General features: G+C 75.5%; 19 protein-coding genes. 15 read left to right on the plus strand and 4 right to left on the minus strand.

Going from position 1 to position 20241, the window contains the following annotated elements; genetic code table 11:
* Nucleotides 1-3: 3 nt before the first annotated feature.
* Nucleotides 4-1461 (plus strand): sensor histidine kinase, encoded by a 1458-nt coding sequence (locus tag ACGF07_RS18630; RefSeq protein ID WP_392900319.1) that lies wholly within the window; start codon nt 4-6, stop codon nt 1459-1461.
* Here ACGF07_RS18630 and ACGF07_RS18635 read toward each other — a convergent pair.
* Nucleotides 1436-2461 (minus strand): GlxA family transcriptional regulator, encoded by a 1026-nt coding sequence (locus ACGF07_RS18635; RefSeq protein WP_392899961.1) that lies wholly within the window; start codon nt 2459-2461, stop codon nt 1436-1438. The two genes, ACGF07_RS18630 and ACGF07_RS18635, sit on opposite strands and share 26 nt — an antisense overlap.
* Before the next feature lie 243 nt (nt 2462-2704).
* On the opposite strand from ACGF07_RS18635, the gene ACGF07_RS18640 reads away from it, so the two are divergent.
* Nucleotides 2705-3295 (plus strand): isochorismatase family protein, encoded by a 591-nt coding sequence (locus tag ACGF07_RS18640; protein ID WP_392899964.1) that lies wholly within the window; start codon nt 2705-2707, stop codon nt 3293-3295.
* Between the two features lie 162 nt (nt 3296-3457).
* Here ACGF07_RS18640 and ACGF07_RS18645 read toward each other — a convergent pair whose 3' ends face one another.
* Nucleotides 3458-4303, minus strand: a complete 846-nt coding sequence (locus ACGF07_RS18645; RefSeq protein WP_392899967.1) for an alpha/beta hydrolase — start codon at nt 4301-4303, stop codon at nt 3458-3460.
* Between the two features lie 193 nt (nt 4304-4496).
* Here ACGF07_RS18645 and ACGF07_RS18650 point away from each other — a divergent pair, with 193 nt between their 5' ends.
* On the plus strand, nt 4497-5300 hold the full coding sequence (locus tag ACGF07_RS18650; RefSeq protein ID WP_350739663.1) for a hypothetical protein: 804 nt from the start codon (nt 4497-4499) through the stop codon (nt 5298-5300).
* Nucleotides 5301-5359: 59 nt separating this feature from the next.
* On the opposite strand, the gene ACGF07_RS18655 is transcribed toward ACGF07_RS18650, so the two are convergent.
* Nucleotides 5360-5713 carry a DUF6401 family natural product biosynthesis protein gene (locus ACGF07_RS18655; protein WP_392899970.1) on the minus strand — a complete coding sequence of 118 codons (354 nt, stop codon included), beginning with the start codon at nt 5711-5713 and terminating at the stop codon, nt 5360-5362.
* A 144-nt stretch (nt 5714-5857) separates the two neighbouring features.
* Here ACGF07_RS18655 and ACGF07_RS18660 point away from each other — a divergent pair, with 144 nt between their 5' ends.
* The 5 genes from ACGF07_RS18660 (at nt 5858) to ACGF07_RS18680 (ending at nt 10160) form a co-directional block, all read left to right on the plus strand.
* Nucleotides 5858-6784 (plus strand): LLM class F420-dependent oxidoreductase, encoded by a 927-nt coding sequence (locus ACGF07_RS18660; protein WP_392899972.1) that lies wholly within the window; start codon nt 5858-5860, stop codon nt 6782-6784.
* A gap of 60 nt (nt 6785-6844) precedes the next feature.
* Nucleotides 6845-7546, plus strand: a complete 702-nt coding sequence (locus tag ACGF07_RS18665; RefSeq protein WP_392899975.1) for an AAA family ATPase — start codon at nt 6845-6847, stop codon at nt 7544-7546.
* Nucleotides 7547-7700: 154 nt separating this feature from the next.
* A complete protein-coding gene (locus ACGF07_RS18670) occupies nt 7701-8663 on the plus strand; it encodes a zinc metalloprotease (RefSeq protein ID WP_392899977.1) in 963 nt (320 codons plus the stop codon).
* A gap of 129 nt (nt 8664-8792) precedes the next feature.
* The gene (locus ACGF07_RS18675) at nt 8793-9254 is read left to right on the plus strand and encodes a universal stress protein (RefSeq protein ID WP_392899980.1); all 462 of its coding nucleotides are present in this window, start codon (nt 8793-8795) and stop codon (nt 9252-9254) included.
* Nucleotides 9255-9311: 57 nt separating this feature from the next.
* On the plus strand, nt 9312-10160 hold the full coding sequence (locus ACGF07_RS18680; protein ID WP_392899983.1) for a DNA-formamidopyrimidine glycosylase family protein: 849 nt from the start codon (nt 9312-9314) through the stop codon (nt 10158-10160).
* On the opposite strand, the gene ACGF07_RS18685 is transcribed toward ACGF07_RS18680, so the two are convergent.
* The gene (locus ACGF07_RS18685) at nt 10108-10743 is read right to left on the minus strand and encodes a uridine kinase (RefSeq protein WP_392899986.1); all 636 of its coding nucleotides are present in this window, start codon (nt 10741-10743) and stop codon (nt 10108-10110) included. The two genes, ACGF07_RS18680 and ACGF07_RS18685, sit on opposite strands and share 53 nt — an antisense overlap.
* A 174-nt stretch (nt 10744-10917) precedes the next feature.
* Between ACGF07_RS18685 and ACGF07_RS18690 the strand changes: the two genes are divergently transcribed.
* The 7 genes from ACGF07_RS18690 (at nt 10918) to ACGF07_RS18720 (ending at nt 20052) form a co-directional block, all read left to right on the plus strand.
* Nucleotides 10918-11484: a Uma2 family endonuclease gene (locus ACGF07_RS18690; protein ID WP_392899989.1), complete on the plus strand. Its 567-nt coding sequence runs from the start codon at nt 10918-10920 to the stop codon at nt 11482-11484.
* A gap of 83 nt (nt 11485-11567) precedes the next feature.
* Complete coding sequence (locus ACGF07_RS18695) at nt 11568-14180, plus strand: SpoIIE family protein phosphatase (RefSeq protein WP_392899992.1); 2613 nt, start codon at nt 11568-11570, stop codon at nt 14178-14180.
* Between the two features lie 36 nt (nt 14181-14216).
* Nucleotides 14217-15881 carry a sensor histidine kinase gene (locus ACGF07_RS18700; protein WP_392899995.1) on the plus strand — a complete coding sequence of 555 codons (1665 nt, stop codon included), beginning with the start codon at nt 14217-14219 and terminating at the stop codon, nt 15879-15881.
* Nucleotides 15882-16167: 286 nt separating this feature from the next.
* On the plus strand, nt 16168-16836 hold the full coding sequence (locus ACGF07_RS18705) for a response regulator transcription factor (protein ID WP_350739693.1): 669 nt from the start codon (nt 16168-16170) through the stop codon (nt 16834-16836).
* A gap of 555 nt (nt 16837-17391) precedes the next feature.
* Entirely contained in the window at nt 17392-18135 is a 744-nt protein-coding gene (locus tag ACGF07_RS18710) for a transglycosylase family protein (RefSeq protein ID WP_392899998.1), read from the plus strand.
* A gap of 431 nt (nt 18136-18566) precedes the next feature.
* Nucleotides 18567-19337: an SDR family NAD(P)-dependent oxidoreductase gene (locus ACGF07_RS18715; RefSeq protein ID WP_392900321.1), complete on the plus strand. Its 771-nt coding sequence runs from the start codon at nt 18567-18569 to the stop codon at nt 19335-19337.
* Between the two features lie 106 nt (nt 19338-19443).
* On the plus strand, nt 19444-20052 hold the full coding sequence (locus ACGF07_RS18720) for a TIGR03086 family metal-binding protein (protein ID WP_392900000.1): 609 nt from the start codon (nt 19444-19446) through the stop codon (nt 20050-20052).
* Nucleotides 20053-20241 lie beyond the last annotated feature (189 nt).

The following is a 20241-nucleotide window of genomic DNA, read 5'->3' on the forward strand; positions in this document are numbered from 1 at the left end:
CTTCTGCGGTACGCCCGTTCGCTGCTGCCCCGGACGCTTCGGGCCCGTCTGATCGCGGGCCTGCTGGTCCTCCTGGTGGTCACCTGCGCCGCCGTCGGCTTCGCCACCACGGCCGCCCTGCGCCACTTCCTGGTCGACCGGCTGGACCAGCAACTCGCCGAGTCCGGCGGCCGCTACGCCGCGAGCCTGGAACACGCCGGTACGGGCGCCGCTCCCGACACCCGGGCGCAGACCCCCGGCACCCTGGGCGTGCGACTGGTGGGCGGCCGCGTCACCGCCGCCGGCGTGGTGGACGGCGACGCCGACGACGGCGACGACGACCCCAGCGGCGACGACCGGGTCACCTTCACGCCCGACCAGGAGCGCTCGCTCGCCGCGCTTCCGGTCGACGGCCCCGCCCGCACCTTCGTCCCCGGCGGGGCGCTGGGCCGCTACCGGGTCCGCGCGGTGGCCGGGCGGGACGGCGACGTGCTGGTCTGCGGGTTGCCGCTGCGCCCGGCCGAGGACACGGTCGCCCGGCTCGAGGCCCTGGAGCTGACCGTCTTCGCGGTGGCCGTCGCCGCGGCCGGCGCCGCCGGAGCGGTGTGGGTCGGCTGGTCACTGCGCCCGCTGCGCCGGGTGGTGCGGATGGCCGAGCGGGTGAGCGCCCTACCGCTCGCCAGCGGTGAGGTGATGCTCGCCGAGCGGGTGCCGGACGACGACCCGCGCACCGAGGTCGGCCGGGTCGGAGTGGCGCTCAACCGGATGCTCGGGCACGTCGGCGACGCGCTGGCCCGCCGGCACGCCGTGGAGGAGCGGCTGCGCGGGTTCGCCGCCGACGCCAGCCACGAGCTGCGCACCCCGGTGGCGACGGTGCGCGGCCACGCCGAGCTGGCGCTGCGCCACCCCGGGGAGGTGCCCGGGCCGGTGCGGCACTCGCTGGAGCGGATCGACGCCGAGGCGCTGCGGATGGGCGCGATCGTCGAGGACCTGCTGCTGCTCGCCCGCCTGGACGCGGGGCGGCCGCTCGCCGCGGACGAGGTGGACCTGACCCGGATCGCGCTCAACGCCGTCGCCGACGCCCGGGCGGCCGGCCCGGACCACCGGTGGCGGCTCGCCCTGCCCGAGGAACCGGTGCTGGTGACCGGGGACGAGCACCGGCTCAGCCAGGTGGTGGCCAACCTGCTGGCCAACGCCCGTACCCACACGCCGCCCGGCACGGGCGTCGAGCTGGGCCTGCGACCGGCCGCCGGTCAGGTCGAGTTGCAGGTGGCGGACGACGGGCCGGGGATCGCACCCGAGGTGCTCGACAGGGTCTTCGAGCGCTTCGTCCGGGGCGACCGCGCCCGCTCGCGCGCCACCGGTTCGACCGGGCTCGGCCTGGCCATCGTCCGCGCCGTCGTTCAGGCGCACGGCGGCACCGTGACGGTGGCGAGCCGGCCCGGTCGGACGGTGTTCACCGTGCGGCTGCCGGCGGCGTGACGGTGCGGAAGCGCTGCCGGTAGTCCGTCGGCGTGGTGTCCAGCCGGCGGCGGAAGGCCCGCACCAGGGTGTCGGTGGTGCCGAACCCGCAGGCGGCGGCGATGCGTTCGAGGGTGTCGTCGGTGGACTCCAGCCGGTGGCGGGCGAGTTCGACCCGGGCCGACTCGACGTAGGCGCTCGGGGTGGTGCCCAGCTCGGCCTTGAAGATGCGGACCAACTGCCGTTCGCTGACGTGCGCGTGGGCGGCGAGGTCGGGCACGGTGAGCCGGCCGGTGAGGTTGCGCCGGATGTGGTGGCGCAGCCCCTCGATCCGCCGGGTGGCGGAGACCGGCTCCAGCGGGACGCTGAACTGGCTCTGGCCGCCCGGCCGTTTGAGGTACATCACGAGCTGCCGGGCGACCCGCAGGGCGAGTTCCTCGCCGAAGTCCTCGGCGACCAGGGCGAGCGAGAGGTCCAGGCAGGCGCTGATGCCCGCGCCCGTCCACACCTCGCCGTCGCGGACGAAGATCGGGTCGGCGTCGACCTCGATCCCCGGGTACTCGGCGGCGAGTTGGCCCGCCGTCGACCAGTGGGTGGTGGCCCGCTTGCCGTCCAACAGCCCGGCCGCGGCCAGCAGGTGGGCACCCACGCAGACGGACGCGACCCGGCGCGCCCGGGCGGCCAGCGCGCGGACCCGCTCGACCACGGCCGGGTCGGTGAGCGCCCGCACCCGGCCCTCGCCGTCGACCTCGACGGAGCCGGGCACCAGCAGGGTGTCGATGGGACGCTCGGCGGCCTGGTCGAAGGTGAGGTCGGGCAGGATGCGCACCCCCGCCGCGGTGGTGACCGGCCCGGGGCCGGCCGCGGCGAGCACAACCCGGTAGCCGCTCCCGTCGTCGGTCTCCCGGCGCACCAGCGAGAACACCTCCGGCGGGCCGGTGACGTCCAGCAGGTCGACGCCCTCGAACAGGACGATGACGATCAGCAGCTGCGCCGCCGTGCTGCTCCCGGTGGAATCCACTGGACCGGCCCCCCTGTGTCTCGTTGTCGGACTCCCCGTCGGACTCGCCCTCGGAGTCGTCGCCCTCGGAGTCGTCGTCGGAGTCGTCGTCGGAGTCGCCGTCCGATCCGATGTCCGATTCGATGTCGGAATCTGCATGTTAGGCGACATTGCCGCCGTGCCGAGGCCGCCCGTAGCGTTCCGGAGGCAGGCCGCACCCGGCGTGACCTGCCGAACCCCGATCCAGCAGAAGGCGGTACAGCCATGCCCACCACCACCCTGCGCGCCCTCACCGGCCTGGACGAGAAGCCCGCCGTGCTCGGCTCGTCCACGCTGATCCTGATCGACTACCAGAACACCTACACCCGCGGCGTGATGGAGCTGACCGGCTGGCGGCAGGCCCTCGGCGCGGCCGCCGACCTGCTCGCCCGCGCCCGGGCGGCCGGCGCCACCGTCATCCACGTCGTCAACGACGGCGGGGAGGGAACCCCGTACGACATCCGTGCCGAGATCGGCGCGATCCACCCCGACGTCGCCCCGGTGGAGGGCGAGCGGGTGGTGGTCAAGCAGGCCCCGGACGCCTTCGTCGGCACCGAGCTCGACGCCCTGGTCGACGCGGCCGGCCACCAGGACGTGGTGATCGCCGGCTTCATGACCCACATGTGCGTCGCCTTCACCGCCGCCGGCGCCTTCCTGCGCGGCAACCGCCCCACCGTCGTCGCCGACGCCTCCGCGACCCGGCCGCTGCCCTCCGGCGGGGCCGAGCTGCCCGCCGAGCAGGTCCACCGCGGCGCCCTGGCCACGATCGGGGACCTGTACGGCGTGGTGGTGGAGTCGGCGGCCGAGCTGGGCTGAGCCGGTCGGCGCCCGGCGCCGGTGCGATCCGGCCCCGGCCCCCGGCCCCGGGCGCCGGACGCGCGGTGAGCGGCCTGTGCCGGACGGCGGACCGACGCGCCCCGGACGGCGAACGGCCGCGCCCCGTACGGCGAACGGCCGTTGCCCCGGACCGGCCCCCGCTCAGCCGTCCGACGGCAGCATCGGGGCGGTCCGCGGCTGCCGGGGCAGCGGCAGGCTCAGTGCCTCCCGGGAGGCGGGCGGGAGCGCCAGCGCCGAGGCGGCCTCGGCCGGCAGCGGGCGCAGACCCAGCAGTGCGGTGGCGAGACGGGTGGTGGCGCGGTGCCAGTCGGGGATGCGCTGGAGCATGGCGTGGCCGCTGCCGGTGACGGTGTAGCCGCAGACCCGGGCGCCGGCGGCGCGGCTGCGGGCGGCGAAGGCCCGGGTGTCGGCGGGCGGGGTGACGGTGTCCCGGTCGCCGTGCAGCAGCAGGACGTCGCGGCCGGCCAGGTGGTCGCACGGGTCCCCGGCGGGGCACCACGGGGCGAGGGCGATCAGACCGGTCACGGACGGGTGGCCGCCGGCCCGCAGGGCGGCGCGGCCGCCCATCGAGTGGCCGATCAGGACGGTCGGGACCGGGCCGAGCAGCGCGGCGGCCTCGTCGAGCGCGGCCAGCGCGTCCCGGGCGGCGTCGGCGCGCTCGCCGTTCCAGCCGCGGTGGCGGTAGCGGACGGTGCCGAGGGCGATCCCGGCGCCCGCGGTGTCCCGTTCGAGCGAGCGCAGGAAGCCGTGCATCCGCAGCAGGGGCAGGTTGAGGCGTCCGGGCCGGGCGAGGTTGTGCTCCTCGCCGCCGTGCAGCACGAGCACCGCGGCCCGCACCTCCGCGGGCCGTGCCCACCACCGCAGCACCCGGTGCGCGGCCGTACCGGTGCCCGGGTCACGGCGGGTGTCCGCGGCACGAGCGGCGTCGGTGCCACGCCCTGCGCCGCCGGTGTCCGTGCCGCTGCCGTCCGCGCCGGTTCCGATCACCTTCGCACCCCTTCCCGCCCCCGTGGCCGTTCCTCCGGACCGCCACTGTACGCGGGCGGACGGCGGGAGTGTTCACCCGACGGAACCATCGCGCACACCGGGCGCGCGCAGCCCGGGCGGGGTGCTGTTATCCACGAAGGGTGGGGGACAGCAGGCGCCGTCGATGGCGCCGCGTCACCGAGTGGAGGACTCCGTGGCCCAGCAGCTCGCACTGTCCGTCGACTTCGGGTCGGGCTTCACCCAGGCCTGGTCCAAGATCGCCAAGGTCATCCCGCAGTTCCTCGCCTTCCTGGCGATCCTGGTCATCGGTTGGTTCGTGGCGAAGGCGATCGCCCGGGTACTGGACCGCGTGCTGCGCCGCGTCGGCTCGGAGCGGGTCGCGGAGAGGGCCGGGATGGCTCGCTACCTGGCCGGTTCCAAGTACGACATGACCGGCATCATCTGCAAGATCGTCTACTACGCGATCCTGCTGATGGCCTTGCAGCTGGCCTTCGGCGTGTTCGGCCCCAACCCGATCAGCGTGATGATCCACAGCATCGTCGCCTGGCTGCCCCGGGCCATCGTCGCCGTCGCGATCCTGGTGGTCGCGATGGCCATCGCCAACGGCGTGCGTGACATCGTCGGCAACGCGCTCTCCGGCGCCTCGTACGGCCGCACCGTCTCCACCGTGGTCTGGGGGTTCATCGTGGCCCTCGGTGTGATCGCGGCGCTCGGCCAGGCCGGGATCGCCACCGCGATCACCGGGCCGGTGCTGATCGCGGCGCTCGCCACCATCGCCGGCGTGGTGGTGGTCGGTGTCGGCGGCGGCCTGATCATGCCGATGCGCCAGCGCTGGGAGCGGTGGCTGGACAGCGCCGAGCAGGAGACCGCCCGGCTGCGCGGCTCCGCCTACCAGGCCGGTCGTGCCGACGCGCTCGGCAACCAGCCGGTCCGGCCGACCACCCAGGCGGGCCCGGGCAACCCGCCGACCCCGGGCATCGACCCGGGCCGGAGCTAGAACCCGGGCGGCGCGGGCCGGGTCCGGCCGGACGGCCCGGGCCCGGCGGTCCGGGTGGCTCAGGCCTCCAACAGGCGCTGCTCGCGCACCAGCCAGCAGATCGCGGTCAGCCGGGTGACGGCGTAGTCGTACCCCACCGGCTCCCGCCAGCCGATCTCGGCGAGCGCGTCCAGGAAGCCCAACGCGTAGTCCGCCAGTTCCTCACGGTCCAGGGGCCGGGGCGCGAGCTCCGGCCCCTGCGCGTACAGCAGCTCCCGGAGCATCGCCGCGTGCTGGTCGACCGCGGCGACGAAGCCGGGCTCGAAGGCGAACTCGGCCAGCCGCGGCGTGAAGGAGGCCACGATGCCGGGCAGCGGACAACCGGCCGGGCCGTCGGGCGAGGGCCGGAACGATTCGTCGGGGGTCGCGAACATCCGTCCACGGTAGGCGAGCCGCCGAGCGGGGGAGCCGGCCCGAGACGCTTCCGTGCTGAGACCTTGGCCACGCTCGGAACGTTCCGTGGCGCGGTCCGTTCCCTGCGCTCACGAACGCCGGTGGTCCGTACCACAATGGTCCGCATGGATCTCCGCATCTTCACCGAGCCCCAGCAGGGCGCGAGCTACGACACCCTCCTGAAGGTCGCGCGCACCGCCGAGGAGCTCGGCGTCTTCAGCGCCTTCTTCCGCTCCGACCACTACCTGAAGATGGGCGACGTCGACGGCCTGCCCGGTCCCACCGACGCCTGGATCACCCTGGCCGGCCTCGCCCGCGACACCAGCACCATCCGCCTCGGCACCCTGATGACCGCCGCCACCTTCCGGCTGCCCGGCGTCACCGCGATCCAGGTCGCCCAGGTCGACGCGATGAGCGGCGGCCGGGTCGAGTTCGGCCTCGGCGCCGGCTGGTACGAGGCCGAGCACGCCGCCTACGGCATCCCCTTCCCCAAGGAGAAGTTCGGGCGGCTGGAGGAGCAGCTGGAGATCATCACCGGGCTGTGGCGCACCAAGCTCGGCGACACCTTCGACTTCGCCGGCGAGTACTACACCCTCACCGACTCGCCCGCGCTCCCCAAGCCCGCCCAGGAGCGCATCCCGGTGCTGGTCGGCGGCAACGGCCCCAAGCGCACACCGGCGCTGGCCGCCCGCTTCGCCGACGAGTTCAACCTGCCGTTCGCCTCCGTGGCGGACACCGCCGCCCAGTTCGGCCGGGTCCGCGAGGCCGTCGAGCGGGCCGGGCGCTCCGCCGACGAGCTGGTCTACTCCAACGCCCTGGTCCTCTGCGTCGGCCGGGACGACGCCGAGGTGGCCCGCCGGGCCGCCGCGATCGGCCGGGAGGTGGACGAACTGAAGGCCAACGGCCTGGCCGGCACCCCGGACGAGGTCGTGGAGAAGATCGGCCGGTACGCGGCGGTCGGCAGCCGCCGGGTCTACCTCCAGGTACTCGACCTGGACGACCTGGACCACCTGGAGCTGGTGGCCGCCCGGGTCGCCCCGCAGCTGGGCTAGCACCGGCGTCCCGGCCGCCCCCGCCCGCCCCTGACCACGGGCCTTTACTCGCCCTTGGGAATGCGCCATGCTCCAGGGGAGCAGGAGAACGGCGGGGGAGGGTCGGTGGCCGGGACACGAACGGCGCGGGCGGCGGCGTCGGCGGTGCCGTCGGTGCCGCCGCCCCGGGCCACCGACGGCCGGGTCCTCCGGGCGGGCCTGCACGAGCTGCGCGGCCCGGGCCCGACCGCCCTGCACTACCCGCCCGGTGACCTGCTGGTCGTCACGGGCCTGCCCGGCAGCGGCAAGAGCACCCTGATGCGCCGCAGCGTCCGTGCCCCGCTGGTCGACTCCCAGCAGGTCCGCGAGGAGTACGCGGCCCGGCTGCCCGGCCGCCTCCCGTACGTGCTGTACCGCCCGCTCGCCCGGATCGCCCACTACCGCCGGCTGCGCCGCGCCGTCCTGGACGGCGGCCCGCTCGCCGTGCACGACTGCGGCACCCTCCCCTTCGTACGGGCGTGGCTCATCCGCACCGCCGCCCGGCAGGGCCGTCGGGTGCACCTGCTGCTGCTCGACGTCGACCCGGCCGATGCCCTGGCCGGCCAGCGGCGCCGGGCCCGCGGCGTCTCGCGCTACGCCTTCGCCCGGCACCGGGCCGCCGCCGGCCGGCTGCGCCGACGGCTCCTCGGGGCGCGCCGGCCGCCGGCCGGCTGTGCGTCGGCCGTGGTACTCGACCGGAGCGCCGCGCGCGCCCTACGGGTGATCGACTTCACGGCGTCGTAGTCTCGGCGAATCCGCGCCGGGCGCCGCCGCCCGCCGCACCCGGCCGCCGCACCCGACCGCCGTGCCCGCCCGGTCGTCGGTGGGCGGTCGCCGAGGGGCCGGCCCGCCGGCGCGGGCGACACCCCGTCACCTCCCTCGCCTGACAGGAGCGCTGATGCGCCGTACCGCCCGGGTGCGCTCGCGTGCCCCCCGCCTGTTCCCCTGCGCCGCCGCGCTGGTCGCCGCCGCCGGACTGAGCCAGCTCGCCACCCCGGCCCCGCACCACGCCGCGGCCGCGGCCGCCGTCTGCGACGGCGCCGACGCCGCCGCCCGGAGGCCGGCGGGCAGCCAGGCCGGGAAGGACCCGAACGCCGTCAGCGCCGCCGAGGCCCGGGCGATGCAGGCGGACCTGGCCGGCCGGCTCGCCGCGCTCGGCTCCGCGCACGTCCCGCTGGCCTCCGCCCCGACCACCGTTCCGGTGTACGTCCACGTGATCCACGCCGGGGACGCCGGCCGGCTCGACCAGGGGGCGGTCCTCGCCCAGATCGACCACCTCAACGCCACCTACGGCGGCCAGGGCGAGGCGAACACACCCACCGGGTTCCGGTTCGAGCTGGCCGGCACCGACTGGACGGACGACGCCGGCTGGTACCGGGGCATGACCCCCGGCTCCACCGCCGAGCAGGCCATGAAGAAGGCCCTGCACAAGGGCGACCAGGGCACGCTGAACCTGTACACCGCCCACCTCGGGCAGTCCCTGCTCGGCTGGGCGACTTTCCCGAACACCTACCGCTCCGACCCCACCGGCGACGGCGTGGTCGTCCTCGACGACTCGCTGCCCGGCGGCCCCGCCGTCCACTACAACGAGGGCAACACCGCCACCCACGAGATCGGCCACTGGCTGGGCCTCTTCCACACCTTCCAGGGCGGCTGCCTGGCCCCGGGCGACTACGTGGACGACACCCCGCCGGAGCGCAGCCCCGCCTACGGCTGCCCCGAGGGCCGCGACACCTGCCCGGCCCCCGGCCTCGACCCGATCCACAACTTCATGGACTACAGCTACGACTCCTGCATGAGCAGGTTCACCTCCGGCCAGGCCGAGCGGATGGCGAACACCTGGGCGGCGTACCGCAGTTGAGTCGACGGCGGGCCTCGGGGCCGCGTCCGGTCGGCCATGCGGCCGCGCGGCGGACACCGGCCGGACGTCCGATACGGCCCGTCCCGGGGGTGATCGGGACCGGCAGGAGCATACCGAAGGAGACACGTCATGAGTGCCAAGCCCCGGATCGTCGTCGGTGTGGACGGCTCGCCCGCCTCGGAACAGGCGCTGCGCTGGGCGGTCGAGTACGCGAAGGCCGTCGGAGGCGCCGTCAACGCGGTCACCGCCTGGGAGTACCCCGCCTTCTTCGGCTGGGGCGGCACGAGTGCGCCGGCCGAGGTCTACAACCCGGAGGACGTCGCGGGCAGGACGCTCGCCGACAGCGTCGCCAAGGCCGTCGGCGCCGAGCCGGGCGTGCCGATCAGCGAGAACGTGGTGCCGGGGAACGCCGCCGGGGCCCTGCTCCAGGCCGCCAAGGGCGCCGCGCTGCTGGTGGTCGGCAGCCGGGGCCTCGGCGGCTTCTCCGGCGTCCTGCTCGGCTCCGTCAGCCGCCACCTCACCGAGCACGCGCCCTGCCCGGTGGTCGTGGTCCGCGAGGGCCAAGGCCTCACGGCTGACACGGCCGAGTAGCCCCCGGACGCAGGGGCCGGCGTCCCGCCGGGCCGCCACCCGGACCACAATGGAGTCATGCCCGAAGGTGACTCCGTCTACCGCGTGGCGGCCCGGCTGCACGAGGCCCTCGCCGGACAACTGCTGACCGCCGCCGAGCTGCGGGTGCCCGCGCACGCCACCGCCGCGCTCGCCGGCCGCCGGGTGCTGGAGGTCGTCCCACGCGGCAAGCACCTGCTCACCCGCCTGGAGGGCGGCCTCACCCTGCACACCCATCTGCGGATGGACGGCCGCTGGGAGTTCTACCGCACGGGCGAACGCTGGAGCGGCGGCCCCGCCTGGCAGATCCGCGCCCTCCTCGGCACCGAGCGGGGCACCGCCGTCGGCTACCGGCTGCCCGTCGTCGAACTGCTGCGCACCGTCGACGAGGACCGCGCCGTCGGCCACCTCGGCCCCGATCTGCTCGGCCCCGACTGGGATCCGGTCGAGGCCGTCCGCCGCCTCCTCGCCCGCCCCGGCCGCCCGCTCGCCGAGGCCCTGCTCGACCAGCGCAACCTGGCCGGGATCGGCAACGTCTACGCCAACGAACTGTGCTTCGTGGCCGGTCTGACCCCGTGGACCGCGGTCGGCGAACTCCCCCACCCCGACCGGCTGGTGGAGCGCGCCCAGCAGATGCTGGAGGCCAACAAGCTGCGCTCCGGCCACATCACCACCGGCGACACCCGGCCCGGACACCGGCACTGGGTCTACGGCCGGGCGGGCCGGCCCTGCCCGCGCTGCGTCACGGCGGTGCGGACCGGGCGCCAGGGCGACCCGCCGCTGGACCGTGCGGTGTTCTGGTGCCCCTCCTGCCAGCGCGGCCCGGCCCCGGCCGTCACGTCCGCTCGACCAGGGCGGGGTGGCGCGGGTCGTCCACCCGGACGGTGACGTCGGCGGCCTCGGCCGGTCCGGTCTCCGCGTCGTAGCGGGCGAAGGCGGGCAGCGTCCACTGCTGGTCCGCGGGGGTGCGGCGGGCCAGCGCGGCCGGGCTGAGCGCGAGGTGCACGGTCAGCTCCAGCGGCAGCCAGCGGCCGAGCAGCAGCGCGCCGTCCAGCACCAGGACCCCGCCGGGCGGGAGTTCGGTGTAGGGGGCCCGGGTGGAGCGGTCGGTGGCCGGGTCGCGCAGCGAGGGCAGCACCCGGCCGCTGCCGCCCGGTTCCAGCGGATCGAGCACCTCGCGCAGCAGGGCGCCGTCGTCCAGCCAAAGGTCGTGGAAGGCGTCCGCGTCCTGGTGGCCGTACTCCAGCCGGATCGACGCCGGGCGCAGGAAGTCCGCGGCGGAGACCCGCAGCGCGGGGCGCCCGCGCAGCCGCAGCGGCTCCACCAGGGCGTCCGCGAGCACCTCGGGCCGGGCGGCCGCGGCACCGTCCACCGCGACCCGCAGCCACCGCTCGCCGGCGCCGGGCAGTGCGGTGATGCGGTCGGCGAGCAGTTCGGCCAGCTTGTCGGGGGAGATCGGGCGTACCTGCACCAGGCCATCCTGCCGCCTCCGTGCCACCGCCATGCGAGGACCCCTCGAGAACGACGTCGCCCGCCGCCCGGGAGGGCGGGCGGACGGCCCGCGAACCATCCGGGGCGGCGACTGCGGCTGTACTAAGCTGTGGCGCACAGCACAGGGCCGCCCAGGAGACCGGGGAGGTACGCCGTGACGGCCGAGATGACCGCACCCGAGTGGATGCACCGGCAGATCACCAGTGAGCAGTACGACTCCTGGACCGAGGAGCAGTGCGCGGGCATCGAGATCGTCGACGGGATGGTCGTCGTCAGCCCGAGCGCCTCCAAGCGCCGCAACCGCATCGCGCGCCTCCTGGCGAACGCCCTGGACGAAGCGGGCGGCGAGGACTGGAACGCCGACACCAACTTCGACGTGCGGCTGCAGGACGTACCGCTCAACAACCGGCGGCCGGACGTGGTGGTCTACCGCGCGGACAGCATCGACGAGTCGCCGACCAGGCCGGAGCACGTGCTGCTGCTGGTCGAGGTCGTTTCGCCGGGCTCGGAGACCACCGACCGGGTGGTCGAGCCCGACCAGTACGCCACGGCGGGCGTCCCCTTCTACTGGCGGGTCGAGCAGGCGGTCGCCCGGGTGCCGATCGTCCACACGTATGTACTGGACGCCGCGAGCCGGTCGTACGAGGCGGGCGAGGTGTTCGGCGGGGTCGTCAAGGCCGCGGTGCCCTACCCCGTGGAGATCGACCTCTCCGGGCTCTGACCCCGGTCGGCGGTCGGCGGAGGGGCGGCTCGGGCCGCCGGGCTCGCCTTGACAGTGCTCCGGGGCGGACGTAGCAAGGGAGCATGCGCCATCCGCAGGCGACCGGCGGGGCCGACGAGCCGGTCCGCGCGGCGGTCCCGGAAACGCTGCCGGCACCGGTCCTGGACCAGGGGCCGGAGGCGGGCTCGGGCGTGGTCCGGGAGCCGGGCGCGGAGACGGAGACCGGGGTGGAGCCGGGCCCGGGGGTGCTGCCGGAGGCGGTGGACGAGCGGGACGAACTGCTGGCGAAGGCCGTCCGTCAGGTGCTCGGGACCACCGGGGCGTACGGGGCGATGGTGTACCTGCGGTCGCGGGACCACCGGTCGCTGGTGCTGCTCACCGTCGCCGGGGTGCCGCTGTCGATCATCAGCCCGTTCCGGCGGATCGCCGCCGCCGGGCCGCTGCCAGTCGCGGTCTGCTTCCGGACCGGGCGGACCATCGCGCTGGCCGACACCGAGGACGCCATGCGGCGCTTCCCCCAGCTCGCGGTCGGGCTGCCGTACGACTTCGTCTCCGCCTGCCTGCCGGTGGAGCACGGCGGGCAGCGGTTCGGGGTGCTCAGCGTGCTGTGGCCCGCCGGGGTCGAGGGGGCGCCGGCCCGGGAGTCCGCCCGGCTGGACGCCGTCGCCGCCCGCCTGGGCGCGGGCCTGGACAGGTTGGCGCAGGCCGGGCGACTGACCGAGCCGTCCGGGGACGCCGCCGTGGTGGAGGTGCCACCGCCGTCCGCCCCGACCACCCGGGTGGGGCTGTTCGACTGGAACACCACCACCGGCGCGCTCGCCGCCGACGCGCTGTTCCAGGAGATCTTCGGCTTCGGCCCCGGTGAGTTCGACGGCACGGTGGGCTGCCTGGCCCGCCGGATCGCCCCCGGCGACGTGCCCGGGTTCCGGGCGGCGGCCCGGACCGCCATGGAGCGGGGCGAGGTGCTGGCCGCCCGGGTGCGCGTGCTCGGGGCGGACGGCCGCCCGTACCCGGTGGAGCTGTGGGCCCGGGTGCCGGGCGCGATCGCCGACGGCCGGACCCACCTGGTCGGCGCCGTGCTGGACGTCCGTACCGTGACCGCCGCCGCGGCCGCCGTCGAGCGGATGCGCGAGGGCGTCTTCGCGCTCGACCCGGACGGCCTGATCACCTACGCCAACCGCGCCACCGAGCCGCTGCTGCGGGCCGACCGGGACGAACTGGTCGGCCACCACCCGTGGGAGGTGCTGCCCTGGCTCGCCGACCCCTTCTACGAGAACCGCTACCGCGCCGCCCTGCTCTCCCAGCAGCCGACCGCCTTCCTGGCCGCCCGCCCGCCGGGCGGCTGGCTCGCCTTCTCGCTCTACCCCGACGCGCACGGCGTCACCGGCCGGGTGGTCGCCGCCGAGTCCCCGCCGGGCGCGGACGAACCGCCCGCCGCCCCGCCACCGTCCACCGCCGCGACCGGCGTCGGCGGCACCCTCCACCTGCTCCAGCTCGCCAGCGCCCTCACCGAGGCCGTCACCGTGCGCGACGTGTGCCGGGCGGTGGCCGAGGAGATCCTCCCGGCCTTCGGCGGCCAGGAACTCGCCATCTACACGGTGCACGAACAGCGGCTGCACCTCGTCTCCCAGTCCGGCTACCCGGACGGCTTCCTGGACGGCTTCGAGGGCACCCCGCTCGACGCCCGGGTGCCCGGGGCGGAGACGCTCAGCACCGGAACCCCGATCTTCTTCGAGTCGGTGCACGAACTCGCCGCCGCCTACCCCGGTCTGGCCCTGGACGAGATGGGCGCCTGGGCCTTCCTGCCGCTGCTCGCCTCCGGCCGTCCGGTCGGCAGCTGCATCCTCGGCTTCGACCGCCCGCACGCCTTCACCCTCGAGGAGCGCGGCCTGCTCACCGGCCTGGGCGGCTTCATCGCCCAGGCGCTGGAGCGCGCCCGGCTCTACGACGCCGAGTTCGCACTGGCCCGCGGCCTGCAGCAGGGGCTGCTGCCGCACCGCCTCCCCCAGGTGCCGGGCGTGCGGATCACCGCCCGCTACCTGCCCGGCACCCAGGGCATGGAGATCGGCGGCGACTGGTACGACGCGATCCTCACGGGCGCGGACCTCACCCTGGTGATCGGCGACGTCGAGGGCCACAGCGTCGCCGCCGCCGCCGCGATGGGCCAGCTGCGCAGCGCGGTGCGCGCCTTCGCCAGCGGCGGCGAGCCGGTCGACCAGGTGCTCGGGCGGACCAACCGACTGCTGCTGGACCTCGACCCGGGGCTGCTCGCCAGCTGCTGCCTGGTCCGCCTCACCCCCGCGGACGGCACCGTCCGGGTCGCCCGCGCCGGGCACCTGCCGCCGGTGCTGCGCCACCCGGACGGCCGGGCCGAGGCGCTGTACGTCCCCGGCGGGCCTCTGCTGGGGGTGGACGGAGCAGCCGCCTACCCGGCCAGCGAGCTGCGGCTGCGGCCCGGATCGCTGCTCGCCCTCTACACCGACGGCCTGGTGGAGGACCCGGCGCTGGCGATCGATCAGGGGGTGGACCGGCTGCGGGCGGCGCTGGCGCACGGCCGGTCCGGAGAGGATCCGGAGGAGCTGGCCGAGCGGTTGCTGCGCGAGGTCGGCTCGACCGGCCGGGTGGACGACGTGGCGCTGCTGCTCACCGCCTACCGACCGGCGACTTTCGTCGATGCGCCGGGCGACGAAGGGTGACCGCGCCCGGGGCGGCGCCCCGGTTAGCCTCGACGGGTGAATGCGATCGCACGGGCCTGGTCGGGGGCGGTACGGACGGCGCTGCCGGGGCCCTGGCCCCGTCGGCGGGTGGTGGGCGAGGCGGTGCAGGCCCTGTTCATGGGCGGGGTCGCCGGTCTGCTCGAGGTGCTCGCGCGGACCGGACTGGCGGTGCCGTTCGGAGCCGCCGTCGCGGTGCTGTGGGTGCTGCGCCGCGGGTTCCCGGGCGCCGTGCTCGTCCTGGTCGGGGCCATGGCGGGCTGGTCGCTCGGGCCGGTGCCGATGCTGGTCTGCGCGGGCTGGGCGGCCGGGGCTCGGATCCGGCGGGTCGGGCGGCTGCTGGGCTCCGTCGTACTGAGCTATCTGCTGTTCACCGTGACCGGGACGGTGAAGGACGGCGCCTCGGCCTCGCCCAAGCTGATCGTCGGCCTGTCGCTCGGCATGTTCCTCGTCTTCGCCGTCCTGCCCGCGCTGTACGGGCGCTACCGCGCCCAGCGGCAGGCCCTGCTGGACGCGCTGCGCGAGCGCAACGACCAACTGGTGCGCGAACGGGTCATGGTGGTGCGCCAGGCGCGGTTGCGGGAGCGGCACCGGATCGCCCAGGACATGCACGACAGCCTGGGCCACCAGCTCGCGCTGATCTCCGTGCACTCGGGCGCGCTGGAGGTGGACCGCACCCTCACCGACCGGCAGCGGGAGGCGGTCGGCGTGCTGCGGCAGGCGGCCGTCGCGGCGATGCGCGAGCTGCGCGAGGTGGTCGGGGTGCTGCACGACGAGTCGACGGCGCTGCCGCCGGCGGTCGGTGCGCAGGGCGCGGCGCCGGGCCGCGGCGGGGTGGAAGGCATCGCGGAGCTGGTGGCCTCCTCCCGGGCGGCCGGCGCGGAGGTGGCGTTCTCGACCGAGGGCGAGCGGCGCCCGCTGGCGGCCGCGGTCGACAACGCGGCCTACCGGATCGTGCAGGAGGCGCTTACCAACGCGCACAAGCACGCCGCCGGTGCGCCGATCGCGGTCGCGCTCCGCTACGAGCCGGACGCGCTGGTCGTCGAGGTCACCAACCCCCGCGCGCCGGAGCTCGTCGGCGCACCCGTCGGCGCGGGGTCGGTCGTCAGCGGCGGACAGGGGCTGACCGGGCTGCGGGAGCGCGCCCGGCTGGTCGGCGGCATGGTGCACGCCGGCGCGACGCCCGAGGAGGGCTTCCGGCTCGCGGCCGTCCTCCCGTACCAGGGGTCGGAGAGCGAGAGCGCGGCCGGTCCGGCCGGCGAGGAGGACTGGGTCCTGGAGGGCTTGCCCGCGGCGGAGGGCGCGGGCGAGGGGCGGCGCAGCCCGGCGGTCGGCTGCGCGGCCGGGGTGGGGGCGGTCACCCTGGTCGTGGTGGGGCTGGTGGTCTGGGGCGCGCTGGCCTTCGTCCGGGGCGCCGGCGACTCCACGGTGGATCAGTCGGTGTACGACCGGATCCGGCTCGGCGAGTCGAAGGCCGACGTGATGCGGGAGCTGCCGCCCGGCAACGAGTTCTTCACCTCCGACTACGAGCGCAGCGGCCCGGACCGGCCGGAGGGCGCGCACTGCCGTTGGTACTCGCTGTCGAAGAGCGGCTCCGAGTCCTGGTCGGAGAGCCACGTGGCGCGGTTCTGCTTCAAGGGCGGCGTCCTGGTGGACAAGGTCGACTACGTCACCAAGGACTGACCGCCGGGCGTTTCACGGCGCGACCGTGCAGCAGCCCGAGCGTCCCGAGCCCGACCGTGCGACGGTCCGACCGTCCGACCGTCCGAGCGCCCGGGTGCCCGACCGGACGGCCGCCTGAGCGCCCGACCGTGCGACCGTCCGACCGGACCGCCGCCTGAGCGCCCGACCGTGCGATCGTCCGACCGTCCGAGCGCCCTGCCACCGGGCCGCCCGGGCGGGAGGCGGGCGCGGCGGGATGTGAGGATGGTGCCGCAGCCGCACCACCGTTCGAGGGGAATGACCACCAGTGATCCGAGTCCTCGTCGCCGACGACGAGCCGCTCATCCGGGCCGGGATCAGGATGATCCTCGGTTCGGCCGACGACATCGAGGTGGTCGCGGAGGCCGCCGACGGCCGGGAGGCGCTGGAGCTGGCCCGGGCGCACCGGGTGGACGTGGTGCTGCTGGACATCCAGATGCCCGTGCTGGACGGGCTGGCGGCGCTGGGGGAGCTGGCGAGGGTCGCACCCGGCGCGCGGGCGATCATCCTCACCACCTTCGGAGAGCGCGAGAACGTCCTGCGCGCCGTGACCGGGGGCGGCGCCGGGTTCCTGCTCAAGGACACCGCGCCGAACGAGCTGATCCAGGCCGTACGGGCGGCGGCCAGCGGCAACGCCTTCCTCTCGCCGGCGGCCACCCGGCACATCGTCGACTCGCTGGCCTCCGGCCGGAGCGGCTCGGCGGCCGCGCGCAGGGCGCAGGCCCGGCGCCGGCTGGAGGTGCTGACCGAGCGCGAGCTGGAGGTGTTGGCGCTGCTCGGCGAGGGGTTGTCCAACGCGGACGCGGGGGCGCGGATCCACATGAGCGAGGCGACGGTGAAGACGTACGTCAGCCGGATCCTGGCGAAGCTGGGCTGCGAGAACCGGGTCCAGGCGGCGCTGTTGGCGCGGGACGCGGAGCTCGATGGCCGCAGCTGAGCGTGTCCGGGTCAACACTCTGGGTGCCCGCTGTGGCGGATCCCACTGGATCTGAGCCCTGAATCGGGAACTCCGGTTGCCGTGATGACGGAACGTCAGTTTTTCGCTACGGAGCGTCGATGGTGTGCCCGGTCTGACGGCCGGACAGATGTGAGTGATGGCACGGAAGTTGATCGTTTCATCCTGGAAATACGGTCAAAACCGGTCAAATCGACCGCAGTTCCTTGATCCTTACCACCGGTAACAGTCAACTGACCTGCGATTTCCCAGAAGCGCTTGCTGCGCCCCGGACATCGCCCCTAGCTTTCTTGGCGGCGCAACGAGCGCCACCCGGGTTCACCCCGACGCACTGCCCGCCGACTGACCCCCGGCGCAAGGGCGGTGCCCGCCGACGAGGCCGGCTCGAACAGGCCGTCGGCGAGCGGAGGTGGCCGGGGCGGCACGGCACGTCCGACACGTGCGCGGCCGCCCGACGAGCGAGGCAAGCGCGACCCACCCGCCCATGTCCCGGGCCTGGTTCCGGCTGCCCGCCCGGGGATTGTCGAGAGGAACTTCATGACTCACCGTCACGAGACCGCCGCTGCCACCGACACCACCGCCGGCCCCAAGCGCAACCGCGTGCGGATGGCGGTCCTCGCGGGTGCCGCCGTCGCGGCCCTGCCGGTGGCCGGCCTCGTCACGGCCACCTCGGCCTCCGCCGCGACCACCTCCGCCTGGGACGCCGTCGCCCAGTGCGAGAGCGGCGGCAACTGGAGCATCAGCACCGGTAACGGCTTCCACGGCGGACTGCAGTTCACCCCGTCCACCTGGGCCGCGTACGGCGGCACGGCGTACGCCCCTCAGGCCAACCAGGCGACCAAGGCGCAGCAGATCGCCGTCGCCGAGAAGGTCCTCGCCTCCCAGGGGCCGGGTGCCTGGCCCGTCTGCTCGAAGAAGGCCGGCCTGAGCAAGGGCGGCGCCCCGGCCGCCGTCGACACCTCGGCCGACGCCGACGCGGCCAAGCCCGCGAAGCGGGCGGAGAAGCCCGCTGCGGCCCCGAAGGCCGCCCAGCAGGCCGCGCCCAAGGCCAAGGCCGCGCCGAAGGCCGCGAACGGCCAGCCGTCGGCCAAGCCGGCCCAGTCGGCGCCGACCGCGGAGAAGAACACCTCCGGCGGCAGCTACACCGTCCGGAGCGGCGACACGCTGAGTGACATCGCCGCGAAGTTCAGCGTCGACACCGCCACCCTCTACAGCAAGAACGCCCGCACCATCGGCGGCGACCCGGACCTGATCTTCCCGGGGCAGACCCTCACCGTCTGACGTCCGAGCGCGTCCTGACCGGGGTCGGCGCGCCCTGACGAGCTGCCGGCACGTCATGACGCCGGCCGAGCGGCCACCCCTCGCGGGGTGGCCGCTCGGTGCGTTCGCGGGACCGCGCGCCGGGTGCACGCACCCGCTCCCCTTCTCGTGCGCGGGCGCCCACCCTCGGGCGGACCGAGTCGGACGGGCCAGGTCGGGTCGGACGGGGTCGGACGGGGCCGGACGGGGCCGGACTGGGCCGGGCGGTCGGCGGACCCCGGTCGTGCGACGGGGGGCGTGCGGAGTCGTAGTTGAACGTTGAACTCGACGTCTGAATACCGCCGGAACAGCGGGGCGTTCCCACCGAGGATCGAGTCATGTCCGAGAACGGATCGAAGAGTTCTGCACACATGACCACGACGACGGCGATGGCGGAGACGGTGGAGACGACGATGGAGATGACCGGGACGGCGGCGAGCGGCGCGGCGGCGCTGGACGGCAAGGTGGCGCTGGTGACCGGCGGCAGCCGGGGGATCGGCGCGGCGGTCGCGCTGCGGCTGGCCGAGGAGGGCGCCGACGTCGCGCTCACCTACCAGGACTCGGCGGAACGGGCCGAGGAGGTGGTCGCGAAGATCACCGCGATGGGCCGGACCGGCTGGGCCGTCCGGGCCGACAGCGCGGACCCCGAGGCGGTGCGCGCCGCCGTCGCGGCGGTCGCCGAACGGTTCGGCCGGCTGGACGTCCTGGTGAACAACGCGGGCGTGGGCGCGATGGGACCGATCGAGGAGGTCGGCCTCGACGACCTCGACCGGGTGCTGGAGGTCAACGTCCGCGCGCCGTACCTCTACGCCCAGGCGGCGGTCGGGCACCTGGCCGACGGCGGGCGGATCGTCAGCATCGGCAGCTGCATCGCCCAGCGCGTCCCCTTCCCCGGTGGCACGCTCTACGCCACCAGCAAGGCCGCGCTGATCGGCCTGACCAAGGGCCTGGCCAGGGAACTCGGCCCGCGCGGGATCACCGTCAACCTGGTCCACCCGGGCCCGATCGACACCGAGATGAACCCGGCCGACGGGGAGTCCGCCGACTTCCAGCGCAGTCTCACGGCGCTCGGCCGCTACGGCACCGGGTCGGAGGTGGCGGCCGCCGTCGCCTACCTGGCGGGTGAGGACGGCCGGTACGTCAGCGGTGCGCAGCTGGCGGTGGACGGCGGCTTCGCGGCCTGACCGGCCGACCGGACCGGGCCCGGTGTCGTGGGGGGGGGGGGGGGGGGCGCGCGCGCCCCCCCCCCCCCCCCACGACCCGTGTCCCCGACCGACCGAGAGGTGTGCCATGACCGCTGCGGACGACCCGATCGAGCTGCTCGCCCGGGCCCTCGCCCAGACCGCCGGTCTGATCGACGGGACCGGTGTCGAGCTGGCCGGGCACCCGACCCCCTGCCGCTCCTGGGACGTCGGCGACCTGGTCAGCCACCTGCTGTTCGACCTGCGGCAGTTCACCGTGCGGGCGCAGGGCGGCCGGCCCGACTGGTCCCAGTCCTTCGAACGGGTGGAGGACGACTGGTCGCACGCCTTCGAGGCCGGCGCCGAGCAGCTGGTCGACGCCTGGCGGTCGGCCGGCGACCTCACCGGCGTGGTGGAACTCCCGGGCGGCGGCCACACCCTCCCGGCGCGCTTCCCGGTCGATCAGCAGACCGCCGAATTCGCCGTCCACGCCTGGGACCTGGCCCGGGCCACCGGCCGGTCCACGGACGGCCTGGACAGCGAGGTCGCGCTCGCGGCGCTCGCCTGGGCCCGCGGCGCACTCAAACCCGAGTACCGCGGGGAGGAGGCCGACCACCAGGCCTTCGGCCCGGAGGTGCCCGTCCCGGCGGATGCCCCGCCGTACGACCGGCTCGCCGGTTTCTTCGGCCGCGACCCCCGGGCGGTCACCGACGCGTGACGGCACCGGGCCTCGCGCCCCCGGCACCCGCCCTCGATCACGGCGGGAGGAACGCACGGCCGTCAGGGGAACGGCGGGGGACTTCGCAGCGGCACGGGACCTCGCAGCGGCAGGGGACTTCGGAACGGCGCGGGACTTCGGAACAGCGCGGGAGTCGGTTCGCGCCGCCACCGCGCGCCGCCGGGGGAG

This window comes from Kitasatospora sp. NPDC048194 (genome assembly GCF_043202455.1).
GTDB lineage: Bacteria > Actinomycetota > Actinomycetes > Streptomycetales > Streptomycetaceae > Kitasatospora.

Coding starts and splice junctions, on each gene's coding strand:
- ACGF07_RS18655 (WP_392899970.1), bottom strand. CDS start 5,713: ATGTTCGCGACCCCCGACGAATCGTTCCGGCCCTCGCCCGACGGCCCG.
- ACGF07_RS18640 (WP_392899964.1), top strand. CDS start 2,705: ATGCCCACCACCACCCTGCGCGCCCTCACCGGCCTGGACGAGAAGCCC.
- ACGF07_RS18695 (WP_392899992.1), top strand. CDS start 11,568: ATGCGCCATCCGCAGGCGACCGGCGGGGCCGACGAGCCGGTCCGCGCG.
- ACGF07_RS18710 (WP_392899998.1), top strand. CDS start 17,392: ATGACTCACCGTCACGAGACCGCCGCTGCCACCGACACCACCGCCGGC.
- ACGF07_RS18680 (WP_392899983.1), top strand. CDS start 9,312: ATGCCCGAAGGTGACTCCGTCTACCGCGTGGCGGCCCGGCTGCACGAG.
- ACGF07_RS18720 (WP_392900000.1), top strand. CDS start 19,444: ATGACCGCTGCGGACGACCCGATCGAGCTGCTCGCCCGGGCCCTCGCC.
- ACGF07_RS18715 (WP_392900321.1), top strand. CDS start 18,567: ATGGAGATGACCGGGACGGCGGCGAGCGGCGCGGCGGCGCTGGACGGC.
- ACGF07_RS18665 (WP_392899975.1), top strand. CDS start 6,845: ATGCGCCATGCTCCAGGGGAGCAGGAGAACGGCGGGGGAGGGTCGGTG.
- ACGF07_RS18670 (WP_392899977.1), top strand. CDS start 7,701: ATGCGCCGTACCGCCCGGGTGCGCTCGCGTGCCCCCCGCCTGTTCCCC.
- ACGF07_RS18660 (WP_392899972.1), top strand. CDS start 5,858: ATGGATCTCCGCATCTTCACCGAGCCCCAGCAGGGCGCGAGCTACGAC.
- ACGF07_RS18675 (WP_392899980.1), top strand. CDS start 8,793: ATGAGTGCCAAGCCCCGGATCGTCGTCGGTGTGGACGGCTCGCCCGCC.